The sequence below is a fragment of the Halobacteriovorax sp. GB3 genome (genome assembly GCF_028649655.1).
GTDB lineage: Bacteria > Bdellovibrionota > Bacteriovoracia > Bacteriovoracales > Bacteriovoracaceae > BSW11-IV.
Genome location: NZ_JAQSLN010000003.1, coordinates 1,050,973 through 1,071,416 on the forward strand (window position 1 = coordinate 1,050,973; position 20,444 = coordinate 1,071,416).

Here is a 20,444-nt window from a genome sequence, read left to right on the forward strand (position 1 = left end):
ACTTAATCTCGGCATAAATTCGAATGTTTAAAACCTTAAACCTCTTAAGTAGCCCTCTATAATTAAATAGTTAGAAAAATATCATTATTTTTTCTAACTTACCGATAAAATACATATTGTTGGACTTTTCAAATATTCCCATATATTTGAGTTTGGAGTTAGTTTGATCAAAAAAATAAGTGCTTTCATTATGGCCCTTAGTTTTTGCTTCACTAGTTTTGGTGAAGAGATCTCCTATTCTGGTCGATTGGTGAATCCAACGACAGGTACTCCAATAAGTGGACCCGTTTCTCTTTCGATAAAATTGTATACAGAATTTCCAACATCGACTTTCAATCTAAGATGTACTCAATCGACAACGAATACTAATTTATCAAATGGTGTCTTTACAGTACAACTAGATTATTCATCTCGATGTGACTCCAATACAAAAGATCTTTCAACAGTTATCGAAGAAGCCGTTACAAATAATCAAAAAATTTATATCGAAGTTGAAGATACAACAAATGTTAAAACTTATGCTCGACAACAAATCAACTTCGCCCCTATGGCCCTTTATGCAAAAAAAGCTACAAGTATTTCTGTTCCTGATAACAGTATAGATGTTATTAAATTAACTTCATCATGTGCTAATGGCCAAGTCATCAAATCAAATGGCTCAGGAGGCTTCACTTGTGCAAATGATGATACAGGTCTCAGCTCTGCCATTACCAACGTCTCAAGCGGAGAAGCGACAAATGTAACGATCTCTTCAAATGATGCAACCATTGATGTTCTCTATGACAACACAACAATAGGACTTAGTTCAAATCAACTTGAAGTAAAAGACAATGCAATCGCTACTGCAAAGATTCAAGACAATGCAATCACGACTGCTAAAATTCAAGACAATGCCATTAATGGACAAAAGATTAATTCTAATCAAATAGCAACGGCACATATTCAAGATGGCGCCATTACTGATATAAAAATCACAGGAATCTCGGCCTCAAAACTCTCTGGAATTGTTCCCGATGCAAATTTACCAGATATCACATCAACTCACATTTTAGATGGAACAATTACCGGTTCCGATATTGCCAGTGCAACAATTGCTCTAACACAACTCAATCCTACAGGTTGTAATTCAGATCAAATTGTAAAATTCGATCTCATTCTTAATCAATTCATTTGCGCTGATGTCTCTGCCCTTTCGACAAATGCTTGGACAGAGAATTCCGGTGATATTTATCGATCAAGTGGAAATGTTGGTATCGGTACAACAACTCCAGGAACAACACTAGAAGTTGAAAGTTCTAATTTTCCTGGATTCAGATTGATTCAACCAACAAGTGATGGAATATCGGCCATGGCCAATCAATCGGGTTCAAATATCACTTATCTCACAACATATTCTGACTCTTATTCTGGTGGCTCTATTTTAAATGTTGGCGCTAATGGTAGTGCTCTTACGGCAGCCTCAGGGGACTTGGCCATCGTTTCAAATTCCACAGGAAAGATTATCTTTGGAGATTCAGCCTCTAACTTTGGTTCACAACAGACAAATATGGTTATTGATGGATCAAACGGAAATGTAGGGATCGGAGTTACGGCTCCTACAGAAAGATTAGAAGTTAGCGGTAAAATCAAAGGAACCGAACTTTGTATCGGTACAACATGTCGCTCTTCTTGGCCTTCAAGCTCGGGAGGAACAGTCACAAGTGTTGCCGGAGCAGCAAGTGGTGCCATTGATGTGGCCAATGGCTCTACAACAGCTGAGCTAACGACAAGAGTTGATAATACAACGATAGAAATTAATGGTTCTAATAATCTTCAAGTTAAAGATAGTGGAATTACTAATGCAAAAATAGCCACAGGAGTTGATGCTTCTAAAGTTAGTACAGGGACACTGCCCGATTCAGTCTTAAGCACGAATGTTTCAAAACTTGGTTCAACAATTGAATCAGGAGAAATTACAGATGGAACAATCGCCGATTCAGATATTAGCTCAACGGCTGCCATTGCCTGGACGAAAGTCGATAAAACAGGAGCTGTTGCAGGAGATGTTGGAGCAGTTTCTTCGACGACATCTGTTATCGCTGGCACAGGGCTAACTGGTGGCGGAGCTCTTTCTGGTGATGTCACTGTCAATGCTGATATCGCGGGAATTAACTACTGGACTCAATCTGGTAGTGATCTTAGCTATACAGGGGGAAATGTTTCTGTTTCAAATCTTTCGATCTCCCCAGGAAGTCTAACCACATACAATAATCTTACCTCTAGGTTTGAGGGTGGCCCAGCTTTAACTGGAGCGCTCGTCATTACAACAAATATGGATGATACTGATACAGGTATTTGGATTAATGATTTAGAAATTACTCTTTATAATTATTCAGACTCACCAAACCTTGAGCAACTCAATTTAGCTTTTTATAAGTATTATAATGGCGGAACATCAACGTCTTCATTTGTCAGCCATGGCTATACTCGATCAGGGAATATCAATCCGATGGTTAGACTTGGGCTCAATGGCTCAGGAAAAGTCGTTATCATCATTGGAGATGTCTCTTCTTCTTGGTCTTACCCTCAAATCAAAGTAAAAAGTGTCGTTTCAAATTTTACGACAATATCTAAGTTCACTGGTTGGACAAGTTCTCTTGTAACAGACATAAGTAGTTACACAGGAATTACAACAACCAATAACAAACAAATTGTCTCAAAAGTTGAACAATCATCAAGTGATGATAACTATCTAACGGGTAATCTTGCCATTGGTAAGACAACACCTACAACTGCCCTAGATGTTTCAGGAACAGTCACAGCAACTGCTTTAAATGTTTCTGGCAGCATAAGTGCAGCAAGTTTCTCCGGAGATGGTTCAGCACTAACAAATATCTCAGGTGCCGTAACTGAAGATATTAGCCTTAATGGTGACTCCGGACGATCTTTATTAGTAAATAGAAATACCGTCGCCGATACTTCGGGTAGAAGTTTATCAGTTGCGGCAGGAGGGGCTACGACAGGAGCAACCGATAAAAATGGTGGAAACCTCGTTTTAAAATCCGGTGTCTCAACAGGAACTGGCAGCAGTAGTATTCTTTTTCAAACCGCACCTTCTGGTTCAAGTGGAACGAGTGATAATGCTTTATCAACAGCAATGATCATTAATGGTTCTGGAAATGTAGGAATTGGAACCTCTACTCCTAATTCACTTTTATCTTTGACAGGTGTTGATCAAACGGTTTCCCTAGCAGCTTCTAGAAATTTTCCAGCTATGCTCGAAATTAGTTCAACAGATCCATCTGCTGGAGCAGAATCAAATATCTTATTTACTTCGACTTATTCGGGCACATCAAAAGTAGCTAATGCTTCAATAGCTTCTATTCAAGAGACATCCGGAAGTAATGCAGACTATGGAAAATCATCGCTGGTTTTTAGAACGAGTGGTCCAATCATTGCCGATCTTAACAAAGAACGAATGAGAATTAATGGCAATGGAATGGTTGGAATCGGAGAAAGTAACCCGACAACCCTTCTCTCTCTTGCAGGAACTGATGATAAATTTATAAGCTTAGACAGAACGGCCAATGCCAATGTCGACGACATCCTAACAATGGGAGTTGCCTACTCCGCAGGCGGTGGTGCTGACGATTACTTTTACACAGGTTTTTCAGCTCATCAATTTGTATTAAGACCATCTGGAAATGTTGGTATTGGTGTAACAAACCCAAGTGCAAAACTCCATGTCAATGGAACTTTCATCGCCGACAATATGGGTCTCTCCCTTCCTCCAAGTAACACATTTGATGATAAAACTTTGCCGGCCGGACTCTATATGTCCAACACAAGTTCGACAGGAAGCCCGACTCCCGGAAATAGTGGAGCAGTGCTTAATATGCAAAGTGGTGTCGCTTCAGGTGCTGTTGCTCAATTGCATATTCGCTCAAACAATACAGAAATTCCTGAGGCCTATATCCGTCACAGTGATAACACTGGAGATTTCAAGCCATGGTACAAATTGGTCACAGAAAATGACTCAGGAAATGTGGGAATTGGCACGAATACTCCATCCTCCGTACTTAATGTAAAAGGTCCTTCTGATACTCCAAGTTCTTTTGGGATTGCAAATTTTGATACGATTACAGGAACGAATGATGTTGGAGTAAAGATAGGAGCAGTGGCCGGGGCAGGAACAGCTGGATATGGCTTCATTCAAGCTAAACATGTTGGTTCAACAAATGATGGAAACCTCATTTTAAATTCGGCCGGAGGTAATGTCGGAATTGGAACAACCTCTCCTATCGGTGGACTTCATATACAAAAGGCCCGTTGGACAGAAGGTGGAGTGTCAGGACCACAAATTACAGTGCAAGGTTCGAGAGCGGCCATTGGGTTATACGATGATAATGAAACAGGAGAAAATGTCTTTGCCATTCAAAATGGTGAAGGAAACTTTCATATATACTCAACGGCCTATACAAGTGATGACCTAGGTTTTGATGAAAAAGTTTCTAGAATGATGATTCAAAAAACAACAGGTAATGTTGCCATTGGAACAACAGGAAGTCCTGTCGATAAACTAACAGTTTACGGTGATGGAGAAAGTCTAAGACTTCAAGCTGCCACCGCAAATATTGCTGATTCTTCTTCTATCATTTTCGCCGAGAATGCTACTGTTGACCATTTTAAAATTGGCTATAGTGGTAGTGATAGTGAGTCAGGTAGTGGTGCACTAACTTTTAGCACTCCTGAAAGTTCAACTATCTTAAAAATGAATCGCTTGGGGAAAGTTGGAGTTGGAGTAAATCCTAGTGGAGCAAAGCTTCACATTAATAACAGTACGACATTTGACCCCGCTTCTAATAGCAACGCTGCTCTTCTTCTTGATGGCTCATCAGGTGGAGGTATTGTGTTTAAAGATTCAGGATACGGTGGTATTTGGATGTCTGGTTCTGGTACGACAATGAACTTTAAAACAAATGGGGCAAGTTCAGGATTTGGATCAACAGAGGGATCGCTTGTACTCAATGATTCAGGAAATCTTGGAGTCGGAACAGCTCTTCCAGAAGCGCGACTACAGGTTTCAGGTGGAGGACTTTGTGTTGGAAACAATGCAACTTGTAACACTGATAATAATACTGAAGGTGTCATCTATGCTGTAAGCTCAAGTGTAACAGCTGCTGACTACGCGGAATACTTTCACAGTGAGGGAGAACTCTCTCCAGGAGATCTTGTAGGATTAAATCCAGAAAATGGACTCGCTCGACTTTATAAGACCGGAGATAAATTGTTAGGAATTGTTTCTACCAAACCTGGAATTGTAGGAAATAGATTACTCGCTAATCAAAAAGATACTGTTCTTGTCGCTTTGATGGGTCAAGTCCCCGTAAACGCCGATCAAGTTCTTGAAGAAAAAAGAATTGTAAAAACTCTTGATGGAAAAGTGATTGGTCACCGCCTTGCTAGCGGAGATATTTATTTAAATATCAGTTCAAGAGACGAGCAGCAAAGTCGTGAGATTGCTTCATTGAAAGATGAAAATGAGCAGCTAAAATCACAGCTTATCGAAGTTCAGAGTGTGGTTTGTGAAATAAAACCAGACGCCTCTTTTTGCCAATAAACCCCTGCCCTATTTTTTAGTCGAAATCAGAATCCCTCAATATTTAGTTAGAAAATCATTTCAAATAGTTAAGCTATTACAAGGGTATTTCTCTAACTATTCGATAAGATGGACAATATAAGAATTTGTTAACTTTTCTCAAAGATATCAAATGTTTTTTAAAAAGAGTCTCTTCTATTGCCTATTTATCTTAAGCTTTTGCTCGCTTGCAGAAACCATCTCCTATTCTGGAAGACTCGTCCAACCGTCCACAGGTATACCATTAACAGGACCAGTCGATCTTTCAATAAAGATCTATCAGGAGACAACTCCAGGCAATCCAGTCGTTCAATGCGATAAAGCAATTAACGGAGTCACTCTAAATAATGGTGTCTTTAATCTCAACTTAAATTACGCAAGCTCTTGTGACTCGAATACGAGAGATCTCTCGGAGATTATCGAGTCGGCCATGGCCAGTAATCAAGCAATTTACATCGAAGTCACAGATGCGACAAATGCGAAGATCTATCCTATGCAAGTCATTAACTTCGCTCCCATGGCCCTCTATGCAAAAAGAGCTGCAAGTGTAGCGCTTGCCGATAAAAGTTTAGACGTTGCAAAACTCACATCGACTTGTACAAACAATCAAGTAATCAAATCAGATGGCGCCGGTGGATTTATATGTGCCAATGATGAAACGGGACTTACGAGTGCGATCGAAAATGTATCGAGTGGAGAGGCCATCAATGTGTCGATTTCTTCCAATGATGCTACAATTAATGTTCTCTATGACAATACAACAATAGGACTTAACTCTAACCAACTTGAAGTTAAAGATGCTTCGATTGGCACGACGAAATTATCAGACAATGCAGTCTCTACTTTAAAGATACAAGATAATAGTGTTACTTCCACTAAAATACCTGCAAATACAATTAGTGCCACTCATATTCAAGACGGAGTAATCAGCGATGTCAAAATCTCAAGTGTCTCTGCTACTAAAATCAGTGGGGTTATTGCCGATGTAAATCTTCCGGCCATAACGACGACTCACATTCAAGATGGAACCATAACAAATGACGATCTAGCAGATTCGACAATTGCTCTGACAAAGCTTGATCCAAGTTCTTGTAGCTCAGATCAAGTCGTAAAATTTGATCTTATTCTCAATCAATTTATCTGTGCCGACTCATCATCTCTTTCAACAAATGCTTGGACAGAAAATGGTGGAGACATCTATAGAAGTAGCGGGAACGTTGGAATTGGAACGAACTCTCCAGGGGCCCTATTACATGTTGCTAATGGTTCAGCGAAATCTTCAGTGAGTATCGATGGGCTCAATGGTGGAACATTAAACTTTCTCCACTCCGGTGCCCAACGAGCATCTATTGATTATACCAATTCCACAGGCATGATGACTCTTGAAACGCTTTACAGTGGAATTATTTTTAAAACAGGTTCAGGTGGTAGTTCGATTGAAGTCATGCGCATGAGTGGAAATGGAAATATTGCTATTGGAAAAACAACTGGAACTGAAAAGCTAGATGTAAATGGGAATATTAAAGGAACTCAACTTTGTATTGGTTCAGATTGCCGTTCATCATGGCCAAGTAGTAATGCAGGAACAGTGACAAGTGTTACAGGCGCTTCAACCGGAGCAATTGATGTAGCAAATACGAGTACAACACCCGAGATATCTGTTCGCACAGATGGAGCATCCCTTGAAGTAAACGGATCAAATAACCTACAAGTTAAAGACAGTGGAATCACAAATTCAAAAATTGCAACGGGACTTGATGCAAGTAAAGTTTCAACAGGAACTCTTCCCGATGCTGTTTTAAGTTCAACTGTCACTAAGCTTGGTCAAACAATCGAAAGCGCTGAAATTACCGATGGAACTATTGCTGATGCAGACATTAGTTCAACGGCCTCGATTACTTGGACAAAAATTGATAAGTCAGGAGCGAGTGCTTCAGACATTGGAGCAGTTTCGACATCTCGTCTTGTCAATACAGGAACGGGACTATTAGGAGGAGGAGCTCTTTCTAGTGATCTCACACTCAGTGCCGATGTCGATGCCATTAACTTTTGGACTAAAACGACGAATGATCTCTCTTATAGCACTGGAAATGTCATGGTTGGATCGAGCACTCCGACTGATAAGTTAGAAATTGAAACGGGAAATATTAGATTTAGAAATATTGGTGATGCGGCCTCTAGAGGACTCATTTTTTCTGAAAATGATACGGTCTACCATTCGATGTCATTGGTCTATGATGGAAGACTTTCAGGAGTAAATAATAAGATGCACATTATGGGTGATGAGGGAACTCTTGATGAAGATGAACTTGTTACAATTACTCGCGATGGTAGAGTTGGTATTGGGACAACCTCACCTAGTCTTTCACTAGATGTTCAAGGACCAGCTAGCTTTTCTGGTTTCTATACAAACTCTCAAATTACCTATGCAAATTATGACTATACGGATTTAAGCTATCTCCTACTCGCTAAAACATCGAGTAATGATAAAGTCTACGGGCGAATCTATGGACATAGAGGAAGTGATTCAGCGATTCCTAGGCCATACTATGTCGATGTCATCATCGATACTTCTTCGGCCTATACTGATGTTGGAGAAATTTCTAAAATTTATCGTGTTGATCAAAAGGTCTCTCTTGCACAAATCACTTATAAGGGCGAGAACTGGTGGGCCTTAAAGTTTGATACTGGAAGTGATTTTCACGCTAATAACATTGGTTTTCAAGGTTACAAACTTAATACAGACGCTGAGGCCTTCACTTTTATTGATCAGGACAACGCTGATTTAACTGCGGAAGTTAGTGTAAAAGAATACACTCGCCTAGCGGGAACTCTTTATTCAACAAAGAGTAACAATATTGGAATCGGAACAATTGCACCGACTGAAAAACTTGAAGTTTCGGGAAATATCAAAGCGACTTCATTTATTGGAGATGGCTCTTCATTGACAGGAATCAATGCTTCTAGTTCAAGCAATACAACTGATGCTATTATTAATGCTGATAGTGATGGCAACTCTAGTGGTGCCGTCCTCTTTCAAACGGGTGGTTCGACAAAAGCGACTTTAACAAATAATGGCTCATTTGGACTTGGGACTTCTACCCCAGAAAGTCTATTCAACTTAGTCGGTGGCAATCTTCAACTAGGGCAAACAACTGATTCCTACTACTCGACTTTAAGTAGCAATATTTTAACTTTCAATAGAAATGGAGTGAGCTATATTGATAATGCTGATGCCAACGGTGAGATCGCCATTAGAACTGGAGGGACAGGAAATATAGATTTTCTCGTCAGTTCCACTGGTAAAGTTGGTATTGGTACAAGCACTCCAAGCGGTAACCTTCACGTTAAATCAACTGATACAATTGGCCTTAGTACTGACCCGAATGCAGCAAAAGAAAAAGCGGCCATTCATATCGAAGGGAATACTTCTGATCATAGAATTTTAATGGACGGAAATGAGATTATTCACTACGATAATAATTTTCTCATTGGTTCTTACAACTCTAAATCAACCACAAATGGTTCCATCGAATTTAAAACGGGAAATACCGCCAATACATTCAACACGAAAATGAACATCAAGGCCGATGGAACAATTGGAATGGGTGTGACAGATCAAATCTATCCTCTCGTTGTAAAAAATGATTCCGTATCAAATGCAGGTATCGCCCTTGAAGCTTCTACTAGTACTAACCTCCTTGCCTTTTTTCACGAGGGAGCGGGTAACGACGGGGAAATATTTATTCGCGATGAAACCAATACCAATAAAGTAAAATTGGACTCTAATGGAGTTAGCTACTTTAATGGAGGAAATCTTGGTATTGGAGTTTCGGCTCCAGATCAAAAACTAGACGTCGCGGGAAATATTGAAGTGAGTGATAACAATTCATTTGGTCGCGCTATTGCCAGCACGACAGATCGATACGCTTTTACACCTTACAGTGCGAATGTAAACACTTTGACGGGACTAGGCCCTAGTGCTCCATTTGGAAATGGAATGTTAATAGAGTCTGATGCCTTAATAGGTTTTGTAGAAAGTGATGCCAATTCTCTTGTTGGGTATATGAATCTCAATGACAAGAACTTCATATGGGATGGTAATATTGGGCTTGGAACGACTACCCCTCAGGCCAAGCTCACAGTTACAAGTAGTAGTAAGGACTACTTTGTTAATATGCCTCTTGGTGGCCAAACAAGCACTGAGGATGCTGGAGGCTATAATTACATCCTTCTTCATAGGGCCTATGAAGGAACGGCGTTAAATGAGCACTATGTAAATGGAAAAATCCACTTTGTTAGGGGGGGAACAGCTGCATGGAATAGGAAGTTTACTGTTGAAGTTAATTCATCATGTTCTTATACAAAATGCAGAGGTTCTTATGTCGCCCATAACGAAGATACTCTTCTCGTTTATGTAACCTATAATGGCATCAAGTACATGGCCTTAAGGATTTTGAGCAACTCAAGACTTTATTCGGGAACGTTTACTGGTTTTATGAAAAATACTTCGTCTGGATCAGCAGAGAGTCTTACACTTGTTTACGACGACGATGTTACAAGTGTTGAATCTTTTGGACTTGATGGTACAACTGAAATAGAAGATGCAATTTCGACTGCTCGTATTTATGCAAAACGAGGTGTAAAAAATTCTAATCACGGAAAGCTTGTGGCCAATTATGATGGTACAACAAGAACAGTTGATATCCCGTGGACAGGTGATGATGTTCTCCAACTAGTGGGCTATACAAAAAACTGGTCTGCACAAGGACCAGACTTGAGAGATACTAGTGGATGTGGTTCAGGTGACAACCCCTCTCACCGCTTTGTTGACACATCAAATGAATGGAATGGAGCTTATACGGTCCATTTTTCTAAAAGAGTCTCCGATAGTGCACCCCTAATAAGACTTGAGTGGAACGGTTGGAATACAACACTCTACAATGCTGCAAATACTTCAGTTGCAACAGGGCTTGGACAAGTCAGTGCAACTCTTTACTGGACAGGCTCACATTGGGAAATCCAACACATGATGGGAAGAGTCGGAAATACAAATTTCAACTGCTACTAAATAATCACCCTTTCATTCCTATTCATTATCCTTGATAATAGCTCCATGGACACACTTAAAGAGCTAAAAACAATTTATGAGTTACAAGAGATAAAAGATGACATCATTGAAACTGAGGTCTTAAGTCACGTTGAGTATAAAGGAAAGAAGTTTCCACTCATCTCCTTTTCAATCGGATCAAAAGACCCTAAAGCACCAACTCTAGGACTTTTTGGTGGCGTTCACGGCCTTGAGCGAATTGGTACTCACGTCGTTCTTAGTTATTTAAGTAGCATTATGACTCAGCTAAAGTGGGATGAAGAACTAAGAGAGAGTTTTAAAAATTATCGCCTTGTTTCTATTCCCCTCATTAACCCTGCTGGGATGGCCTATTTTAAAAGAGCAAATCCAAGAGGCGTTGATCTTATGAGAAATGCTCCGACGAAAGCGAATATAGAAAATGCAATGCCCCTACTTTCAGGTCAAAGCTATAGTAAAAAGATCCCCTGGTTTAGAGGCGATCCCAATGAAATGGAAATTGAATCCCGCTCAGTTGTCGAATTTGTAGAGAGAAAACTCTTTCAATCACAAATGTCACTATCTGTGGACTTCCACTCTGGCTTTGGGTTAAAAGATAGACTTTGGTACCCTTATGGTTACACGAAGTCGGCCTCTATTCGACAACCAGAAATTGATAAACTAACAAACCTTTTTAATGAGACGATTCCCCACCACGTCTATAAAATAGAACCTCAATGTGCTTCCTATGCTATTCAGGGAGATCTTTGGGATTATCTACTTGATGAACATATTTCAAGAGGCCAAGGGGTCTACCTTCCATGGACGCTAGAGATGGGTTCTTGGAGTTGGGTAAAAAAGAATCCTCTTCAAATTTTTTCAGCAGAAGGACTCTTTAATCCTATTAAAGACCATCGCTACCAAAGAACAATGAGAAGACATTTTCTTCTTATAGACTTTCTCTCTAAAGCAGTTCGAAATCATAAAAATTGGATTGGCCATGAAAGCGCAACAATATAATTGGTTACTCCTTCGAGGACTAGCAACAGAGCAAGCGCAATGGAGTCGTTTTAAAACAATGATTGAAGGCGAAGCGGAAGAAAAAGACGTTCTCTGCCTCGATATTCCTGGAGCAGGAGATCACTTCCAAGAGAAGTCCCCTCTTTCTATTGATCACTATGTCTATTTTTTAAGAGAGAAATTCTTAGCAAAGAAAAAGCAAGGCCCCTATGCACTTGTTGCCATTAGCATGGGTGCAATGATTGGAATGAGATGGAAAGAACTCTTTCCAAAAGACTTTGAGAAGTCGATCTTTCTCAATACTAGTTCTAAAGATATTGCTCCATTTTATAAAAGAGCAAAACCAAGTGGGATTAAATTCTTTTTAAATGTCGCAACTAAAACAACAATGCACGAACGAGTAAAAACAATTCTTAATTTCACGACAAATCTCTTAGATGAAAAGAAGAAAGAAGAACTCACAAATCAATTGAGTGAAACATATACAAAAAGACCTATTAGCAAAGAGAATCAACTAAGACAGCTTCTTAGCGCCTCTCTTTTTAAGGCACCAAAACGCATTGATGGTGACCTTCTCTTTTTAGTAGGTAAAAAAGATAGACTTGTCGACTACCATTGCTCTGTTAAGCTTTCTCAACGATTCCAAGCTAAAGTCTTCATACATGAAGAAGCTGGACACGACCTTCCTCTCGATGATCCCGAATGGATTCTCGAAAAAATTCATCAATGGTAATTTATCTTAATGAAGGGATTCTCTGCTCAACAAAAATATAATCATTCGCTATATTGCGAGCATGAAGAAGCTCATTTTTATCTTCACATTTATTTCATTAGAGATTCACGCTGAGAGCATTTGCCGCGTTGGAACTTTTAGTAGCCCTCCCGCCCTTGCAGATGCAAAGAGCGTTCATGGAGCACCGGCCAATGCGATTATTAAGGAAGCTCTCTTCTTAGAGGGATTTAAAACACAATGGATTGACTACAATCATTACCAGGCCGACAGTGATCTCTTAAATAATAAAATGGATCTGGCCTTTGGTGCACTTTTAGAACTTCCTTCAAGAACGAGAAGAAAATTAAGCTTCATTCCTCTTCTTAGTTATCGCTACTCGATGATCTCTCTTCATAAAAAGAAAAAAGAGAAGAAGCAAATCATTGGAATGCTGCCTTACCACAAACTTGTCGTTAAGAAGTATACTCAAGAAGGACAATCTATCATTCACGGCACAAGAGAGAAGCTTCTCACAAAACTCATAAGCGGTGAAATTGATTCTATGCTCGATATCTACACCAATTTCCTCTTTGAAATTAAAACTCTGAAATACCCTAAAGATAAATTCGACTATCTTTCAGGTAACGACGACATTAACTTTGGAGGGGTCATATCAGCTAAAAACTCTCCATGTTTTCAAGCCTTTAAGAGAGGTCTTCACAAATTGACCCTCAAATATTCTCTTTCAACCTTCTCTTCGAACAATTGGCCAAAATGGTTGCCTTCGATCTTTCTTTCTAAAGATGAAATTATAAGACACAGCTTAAATTAATCCCTTTTATTCATTTTCGAATGCTTTATTGAGTAAGAAATCTTAACTAACAAAATCACCAAGTATAAAGAAAAATTAATTATAATGAGAAATATGAAGATCATCATTCTTTTAACTTTTTTCCTATCTTCGCAGACATACGCTTGCCGTGTGGCCACCTTTGATATGCCTCCTTGGGTAAAAGCGCAAAAGACCAATACTCCAGCATATATGAATGACATTGTGGCCATGGCCTTTGAAGAGATGGGTCAGAAAGTAGAATGGATTACTCATCAATATAATCTTGGCCCAGAAACTCTATTTAAGAAAAAGGCAGATCTTTTTATTGGTGCAGTTCTAGATTTTGATTCCAACACGAGAAGAAAACTTTCATTCACTCCCTTTGTTCGTTTTAACTATGTTTTAATTGAACAGAAAAATCACCCCAATGCCTCTCATCAATTATCTTCTGATGTCAGTGTGGGAATTATGAAAAACTACAAATCAGCTCGCATGAACCTAGAGAAATTCGGTGTCAATATTATTGAAGCACAAAGGCATGAGCTCTTAAACTTATTAAATAAAAAGAAGATCAATTACATTATTGATGTCCATGCAACTTATCTTTACTTTCTAGGAGAAAAGCTTCGAATCGAAAATAAATTTAATTATATAAAAGATGACCAAGATACCAACTTTGGTGGTGTTGTTGGACTTAGAAAGTCTCAGTGCCAAGAAACATTTAGAAAGGGACTAAGTAAACTCTTTCAGAAAAAGAAAGGCCTTAAAAACTCAGTTTCTCTCTATCCAAAATGGATGCCTGAGATTTTTCTCTCAGACAAAGATATTATCATCAATCAAATTAACTAAAAAAAAAGGCTCCTTATAGGAGCCTTTTTCATTAAGAATTATTTTACGATACGATCACGCCAAGCTCTAATATCTGGAGCAAGGTAGTCATACTTCATGTCAGAAAGTGTGTATTGTGCAAATTCGTAATCTGTCGTGTGAGTTAGACACTCAGTAGGACAAACCGTTGTACAAAGACCACAGTAACAACATAGAGCTGTATCGATTGTGTACTGTTGTAGATCAAGTCTAATTGGCGTTCCGTTAGAAGCCTTAAGGGCCGGAGCTTCTTTTGGTCTCTTTGTCGCTGTAATATAAATACAGTCAACTGGACAAGCAACAGCACATTGATAACAAGAAATACAGTTTTCAGCATCGTTGAAAAGTCTTGAACGAGAGTTCGCTGGAAGCTCTTCACGTACTTCTGGGTATTCAATTGTTACAGGCTTAACCCCATAAACATAACGGAAAGTAATGGCCATTCCCTTGAGAACAGTTGAAACACCATCCCAAATATTTTTAAACCACTTTCCTACCGTCAGAGTTTCTTGCTCTCTATTTACAGTAAGGACACTTACTTCGTTATTTGCGCTCATCGGTCAACCTCTCCAAGAACGATATCGATACTACCAATTGATGCTACGAAGTCAGCAATAAGCTGTCCTGGAGCCATATCTGGAAGCATAGATACGTGTGTAAAACATGATGACTTAACTTTAAGTCTGTATGGAGTCTTTCCACCATCTGAAATAAGGTGGTATCCAAGCTCTCCACGTGGACATTCAGTTCTCATATAAATTTCACCAGCAGGTACCTTGATAATTTTAGGTACTTTCCCCATAACAGGACCTTCTTCGATCCCTTCTAGAGCTTGTCTGATGATCTTAATTGATTCGTAAATTTCTAGAACACGTACGTGGTAACGATCCCAACAATCTCCTAGAGTTCCCATCTCACCTTTACCAGTGATAACGTCGAAATCAAATTGATCATAGATTCCGTATGGTCTCTCTTTTCTTAGATCCCACTCAACTCCCGAACCACGTAGAACTGGTCCAGTAGCTCCGTAATCGAAGGCCATTTCTTTAGAGATTACACCAACGTTTGCCGTTCTAGCACGGAAGATTTTATTCATACCAACAAGATTGTGGTACTTCTTCATATTTTCTTCCATCTCATCAACAAATTTATCAATTCTTCTTAGGTGATCATCTGATAGATCATTCCAAACACCACCAATCCAAACATAGTTATAAAGAAGACGAGCACCAGAAACTTCTTCGAAGATTCTTAGAATTGTCTCTCTATCTTGGAAAGCATAGAGGAATGGAGAGAAAGCACCAAGGTCAATTGCGTACGTTCCAAAGAACATCAAGTGTGATGCGACTCTTTGAAGTTCTGCAATAATGATTCTTACGTACTCTGCTCTTTTAGGAACTTCTGTTCCCAGCATCTTTTCAACAGCGAGGGCATAACCCCACTCCATTGACATAGAAGCAAGATAATCAAGTCTATCTGTAAAAGGAATAACACCGCGGTAATCTAAATTTTCCGAGTGCTTCTCCATACATCTGTGGAGATATCCTAGGTGTGGTTTCGCATGGGCAACAACCTCAGAGTCTGTCTTAATTTCGACACGAAGAACCCCGTGAGTTGCAGGGTGCTGAGGACCCATGTTCAACGTCAGTAGATCAGTATGTAGCTTTTCTTGTTCTTTATTGTGATCCATGATGAACGCTATCCTTTATTCGCCTTTACTCTCAGCAAGGCTTGCCATTTTTTTATTCAGTTGATCTTCAAGGTCAGATGACACATTCCCACTCCAAGAACCAGATACTAGCTTTGGATTTTCCATTTCAAGCTTAAGCTTAGTCATGAAGTCAAAGTCATCTTGGTTAATTTTGTGTGCAGGGTTTACCTCAAGTCCTTGCCATTCTTTTTGAACAACATAGTCTTTTCTTAGAGGGTAACCTTCCCAGTCATCAGGACAAAGAATTCTTTCAAGCTCAGGGTGTCCAACAAAGTCTACACCAAGCATATCGTAACACTCTCTCTCTTGATAATTAGCCGCTTTCCAAACATCAACAACTGAATCAAGTTTTGGAAGAGCTTCACCATCTTTTGAAAGCTTAACTTTTAGAATTAACTCTAGGTTTTTTGTGAATGAAGCAAGAATGTAAGAAACTTCTAGTCTATCTTCATAATCACAACCAGTGATTGCTTGAAGAACATTGAAGTTAAACTCATCACTATCTCTTAGAGCAAAACAAACTTTCTTAATTTCAGAAGCTTCTACAGTAATTGAAGAATCACCGATTTCAGCTTCATTGAAAGTTGCTTTAGCTGCAGCAATTTCTTTATTTAAAAATTCAATAATTTGATTATGCATTCTTCACCCACTTGTCTCTAAGAAGTCTTTCATTTGCGACTTTCTTTTGAAGAGTCATTAGACCTTCAATAAGGGCTTCTGGTCTTGGAGGACAACCTGGAACATAAACGTCAACAGGAACGATCTCATCAACACCTTTAAGTACGTGATAACCGTGTTGCCAGTAAGGCCCACCCTTGTTCGCACATGAACCCATTGAGATAACATATTTCGGCTCGGCCATTTGCTCATAGAGAGTCTGGATTCTTGGAGCCATTTTTAAAGTAACAGTACCCGCTACGATCATAAGATCGGCACGTCTTGGAGTGGCCATGAATGCCCCACACCCGAAACGCTCGAGGTCGTACTTAGCAGCACCAGTTGCCATCATCTCAATAGCACAACAAGCGAGACCAAATGTCATTGGCCATAGTGAATTCTTTCTTCCCCAGTTGAGGAAGTCATCAACCTTCATTAAAACAACGCCATCTTGCATTAGCGCAATCCTTTAAGTTTTAGAGTTAAATCATGATGTTATTATGCCTTATTTTTACCTTTCTGGCGATTCATAGTCAATGAAAGCCGAGAAAAAAGTACTGGATAAGTCACCTATTTCACAGGTGCCACTGCGTTATAGGCCAACGCATCGTAGATAAACTTATTTAGAAGAAATGTGAGAACAACGCTTTAGATAGCTCATTTCGAGTTTTTCAACAGCGCGTAAAGAGCTTGGAGAACGCTTCTTTGACGCAGGCGCTCTGCCTAAAGTTTGTCTGGCATAGGCCATTCTCTTGCGGTCATTTTCGCAAGCTTTGCCCATTATTGTGTAGTATTCTTTCACTGCGGCAAGAGGATATGGCAAACTATAGGCCGAAGAGACAAAGACAACTTGCTTAGGACTCACAAAGCTAAACTCTTTTTCATTAATTTCGAGTTCTTTTAAAACCTTTGAAAATTCTTCGTGAAAAGCCCCTACTTTATAAAATTCATTGATCGCCATCTTTCTAGAATATTTATTCTTCTCTTTAACAAGCTCACAATTATTCTTTTTGCCAAGACGACTTCTAAAGACTTCATCATAGACACGACATTCAATAAGGTAGGCATCCACCTCTCCACCGCGCCCTTCAATAGTTGAAGTGACAAAGTTTTTCATATCAAAGTGACCGACATAAGGATTGAAAGGACTTCGAAAAGCAAAGTGAGCAAGCTCATGGGCCAGGTCAAGAGTGGCATCGAGAACGCTCAAGTCCCTATTTAGAAAGACCTTCGTTCGAGATTCATAGGCAACGTGTTCAGGTGTTGATGGATTGAACTTTCGAATGAGTGTCGTATCAGTTAATGAACCACCACTTGGAATAATCACATCAGTTAGTGTCATCCCCTGTTCAGCTGCGACACTTCTTGCTCTTGTAATAAGCTTCACTCCCGTATCAGAGCTTTTGATCATTTTTAAAAGTTCTAAAATGGCCTCATTTTCACTGGCCGCAAGAAATCTCCACTTCATCTTTTGATAATTGATATTCTCAGTATAAATTGTTTGAATCTCACGCTTGTACATTTCATGTGCAAGTGATGTTAGCGATAAAGAGAATAATGTCATTGATATAAGTAGAATCTTCATTGCTAGACTTCTCGGCACGATATCCGAGGTGAATTAGTCTTTTATATCTGACAATACGCGTCTGGAATACTCTTCCTTGAAGCGAAGTGACTTGCAGTTAAGTGGCGAAAATTTTATAAAGTAAGGGCGAAAACATGTTTAACCTAAACCCAATTCGGATAACCGTCTCGCTTATAGACGGCAAAAGGAGAAAAAAAATGGAACATAAATTACCAGAACTCCCATGGGCAAAAGACGCACTTGCTCCACTAATCTCAGCAGAAACAATTGAATTCCACTACGGAAAGCACCACAATGCTTACGTAACAAAGCTAAACGCAGGAATCCAAGGAACTGAATTTGAAAATATGACACTTGAAGAAATCATCATGAAAGCTAAGGGTGGTCTTTTCAACAATGCAGCTCAAGTTTGGAACCACACTTTCTACTGGAACTGTCTTGCACCAAACGCTGGTGGAGAAGCAACAGGAACTGTAGCTGAAGCAATCAACGCGAAATGGGGATCTTTTGATAAATTTAAAGAAGAATTCACAAACAGCGCTGCTACAAACTTCGCTTCAGGTTGGACATGGCTAGTTAAGAACTCTGCAGGAGAGCTTGAAATCGTTAACACTGACGATGCTCAAACTCCAATGACAGACGGAAAAACAGCTCTTCTTACAATCGACGTATGGGAACATGCCTACTACGTTGATTACAGAAATGCTCGTCCAAGCTACATTGACGCTTTCTGGAAGCTAGTTAATTGGGAATTTGTTAACTCAAATATGTAATTCCAATAAGGGGCCTTTTCGGGCCCCTTTTTTTTGCTCTTCACTAAACTTTTCTTCTCCATTAACCGATAAGACTAATAAGGTTTAACAACTGGTTTCAATCAGTTAAGGAATAATAATGAAGAAAATGACGACGACTCTGCTCTTTGGAGCCCTTTGTATTTCAAGTTTTGCAAAAAGTGAAAAACCAAAAGATCCCGCTGCTTCGATCTACTTACAAAAGCAATCGAACCATATGCAAAAGATGCTTGGAAAACTAAGACAGGCCGAAGGACTACTCGATCAAAATAAAATTGTTCTCAACAATAAAGAACAAGAAATTTTTAAGCTCCAGTCTATGAATGACCAACTGGTTGCAGAGATGAACTTATCTAATATAGAAGTTCAAAAGAAAGAGCTAGAAATAACTAAACTTTCACAGAGATTTGAAGAAGTAAAAAATAACTACGTTGCTCTTTCTACTGGAACAAAAACCCAGTCAAGAATGCCAGCGAGTGTGAAACAGAAGTCTTTCCACCTGACGATCAGCTCAGACTTTTTTACAAATGATGGAATGACAATTCAGCCATCGAAGAAAAAAGAATTAAAAGAATTGATATCAAAATATATTAATGAAAATTACATTTCTTCAACGGCATCAACGATATCAATTATCGGTCACAGTAGCCCCCTTTACAAAGGACACTTCATTGCAACAGAAGAAGCCACAGACGAACTCATAGAAAAAGAAATGGAAATGAGTTTCAAAAGAGCTCACGCCGTATCTAAATTGATGCTAGGAACGAATTTCAACTCAACAGATTTTAATAAAGATTTGAAATCTAAAATGAGAGTTTCAGGAAATTCTTTTTTGAGCCCAATTCGTCAAACGAGAGCACCGGCGAGTGTCGACTCATGTGAGACAATTGATTGTAAAGGCTCACAAAGAGTCGAAATACATTTCAATTAATTATGGACTAAGGCGTTTGATTTGCCATGAAGAATCATTCGCCTTAGAAAACTCAAAGCGATCATTCAATCGAAACTCTCCATAAACAAAGAATTCAATTGTTGAAACTTCAATCAAATATCCTCCCCAGTTTTCTGGGTAGTCAATAACATCTTGATCGGCGAATCTTTCTAAGCATTCGTTATATTTTTTTACCAATTCATCACGATCTGAAACGACAGAAGACTGGCGTGAAATGGCACTGGCGGCTTGACTCTCTTTTGCTCTAGAGTGGAAATAAATCTTAGAATCTTCCTGTTTCATTTTTGTAGCAATTCCTCGTAAGCTCACCTGTCTTTCACTTTTATGCCAATAAAAAGAGAGAGCAACATGAGGATTCTCACTAATATCTTGCCCTTTTCGACTTTCATAATTTGTAACAAATGAGAAGTACTTCACACCATCTTGTTCTTTAATTCCTTTAAAAAGAACTGTACGAACAGTTGGGACCCCGTCTTTTGTCGATGTCGCAAGGGCCATCGCATGCGGGTTTTCCTCGAGAGTTAAGGCCTTTTGAAACCAGGTTTCAAATGTTTGATAAGGGTCACTTGTAATTTCATATTTTTCTAAATTATCCATGACTTAAAAATAATATGCTTTAAAAGACCTTAGCA

General features: G+C 39.2%; 14 protein-coding genes. 8 read left to right on the forward strand and 6 right to left on the reverse strand.

Annotated features, from left to right (window positions below):
• The first annotated feature begins 163 nt into the window (after positions 1–163).
• The 6 genes from HBN50_RS11460 to HBN50_RS11485 all read left to right on the forward strand — a co-directional run bounded on the left by HBN50_RS11460 (position 164) and on the right by HBN50_RS11485 (position 14,098).
• Complete coding sequence (locus tag HBN50_RS11460) at positions 164–5,599, forward strand: beta strand repeat-containing protein (RefSeq protein WP_273870116.1); 5,436 nt, start codon at positions 164–166, stop codon at positions 5,597–5,599.
• A gap of 151 nt (positions 5,600–5,750) precedes the next feature.
• The gene (locus HBN50_RS11465) at positions 5,751–10,688 is read left to right on the forward strand and encodes a beta strand repeat-containing protein (RefSeq protein ID WP_273870119.1); all 4,938 of its coding nucleotides are present in this window, start codon (positions 5,751–5,753) and stop codon (positions 10,686–10,688) included.
• 45 nt (positions 10,689–10,733) lie between these two features.
• Complete coding sequence (locus HBN50_RS11470) at positions 10,734–11,705, forward strand: M14 family zinc carboxypeptidase (RefSeq protein ID WP_273870122.1); 972 nt, start codon at positions 10,734–10,736, stop codon at positions 11,703–11,705.
• The gene (locus tag HBN50_RS11475; RefSeq protein WP_273870125.1) at positions 11,686–12,438 is read left to right on the forward strand and encodes an alpha/beta fold hydrolase; all 753 of its coding nucleotides are present in this window, start codon (positions 11,686–11,688) and stop codon (positions 12,436–12,438) included. The genes HBN50_RS11470 and HBN50_RS11475 overlap by 20 nt, the downstream gene beginning before the upstream one ends.
• A gap of 61 nt (positions 12,439–12,499) precedes the next feature.
• Positions 12,500–13,249, forward strand: coding sequence for a hypothetical protein (locus tag HBN50_RS11480; protein ID WP_273870126.1), 750 nt, complete (start codon positions 12,500–12,502; stop codon positions 13,247–13,249).
• A gap of 93 nt (positions 13,250–13,342) precedes the next feature.
• Positions 13,343–14,098, forward strand: a complete 756-nt coding sequence (locus HBN50_RS11485; protein ID WP_273870129.1) for a hypothetical protein — start codon at positions 13,343–13,345, stop codon at positions 14,096–14,098.
• Between the two features lie 38 nt (positions 14,099–14,136).
• Here the strand turns inward: HBN50_RS11485 and HBN50_RS11490 are convergent, their stop codons facing one another.
• From HBN50_RS11490 to HBN50_RS11510, 5 genes are all read right to left on the reverse strand, one after another.
• Positions 14,137–14,673, reverse strand: coding sequence for a 4Fe-4S binding protein (locus tag HBN50_RS11490; RefSeq protein WP_273870131.1), 537 nt, complete (start codon positions 14,671–14,673; stop codon positions 14,137–14,139).
• Complete coding sequence (locus HBN50_RS11495) at positions 14,670–15,806, reverse strand: NADH-quinone oxidoreductase subunit D (RefSeq protein WP_273870132.1); 1,137 nt, start codon at positions 15,804–15,806, stop codon at positions 14,670–14,672. Before HBN50_RS11495 ends, HBN50_RS11490 begins: the two co-directional genes overlap by 4 nt.
• A gap of 15 nt (positions 15,807–15,821) precedes the next feature.
• Positions 15,822–16,466 carry an NADH-quinone oxidoreductase subunit C gene (locus HBN50_RS11500; RefSeq protein ID WP_273870133.1) on the reverse strand — a complete coding sequence of 215 codons (645 nt, stop codon included), beginning with the start codon at positions 16,464–16,466 and terminating at the stop codon, positions 15,822–15,824.
• Entirely contained in the window at positions 16,459–16,941 is a 483-nt protein-coding gene (locus HBN50_RS11505; RefSeq protein WP_273870134.1) for an NADH-quinone oxidoreductase subunit B, read from the reverse strand. The genes HBN50_RS11500 and HBN50_RS11505 overlap by 8 nt, the downstream gene beginning before the upstream one ends.
• Before the next feature lie 162 nt (positions 16,942–17,103).
• Positions 17,104–18,069: a hypothetical protein gene (locus tag HBN50_RS11510; RefSeq protein ID WP_273870136.1), complete on the reverse strand. Its 966-nt coding sequence runs from the start codon at positions 18,067–18,069 to the stop codon at positions 17,104–17,106.
• Positions 18,070–18,266: 197 nt separating this feature from the next.
• Between HBN50_RS11510 and HBN50_RS11515 the strand changes: the two genes are divergently transcribed.
• A complete protein-coding gene (locus tag HBN50_RS11515) occupies positions 18,267–18,842 on the forward strand; it encodes a superoxide dismutase (RefSeq protein ID WP_273870138.1) in 576 nt (191 codons plus the stop codon).
• A gap of 118 nt (positions 18,843–18,960) precedes the next feature.
• The gene (locus tag HBN50_RS11520; protein WP_273870141.1) at positions 18,961–19,791 is read left to right on the forward strand and encodes a hypothetical protein; all 831 of its coding nucleotides are present in this window, start codon (positions 18,961–18,963) and stop codon (positions 19,789–19,791) included.
• On the opposite strand, the gene pdxH is transcribed toward HBN50_RS11520, so the two are convergent.
• Complete coding sequence (gene pdxH, locus HBN50_RS11525; RefSeq protein ID WP_273870143.1) at positions 19,792–20,409, reverse strand: pyridoxamine 5'-phosphate oxidase; 618 nt, start codon at positions 20,407–20,409, stop codon at positions 19,792–19,794.
• Positions 20,410–20,444 lie beyond the last annotated feature (35 nt).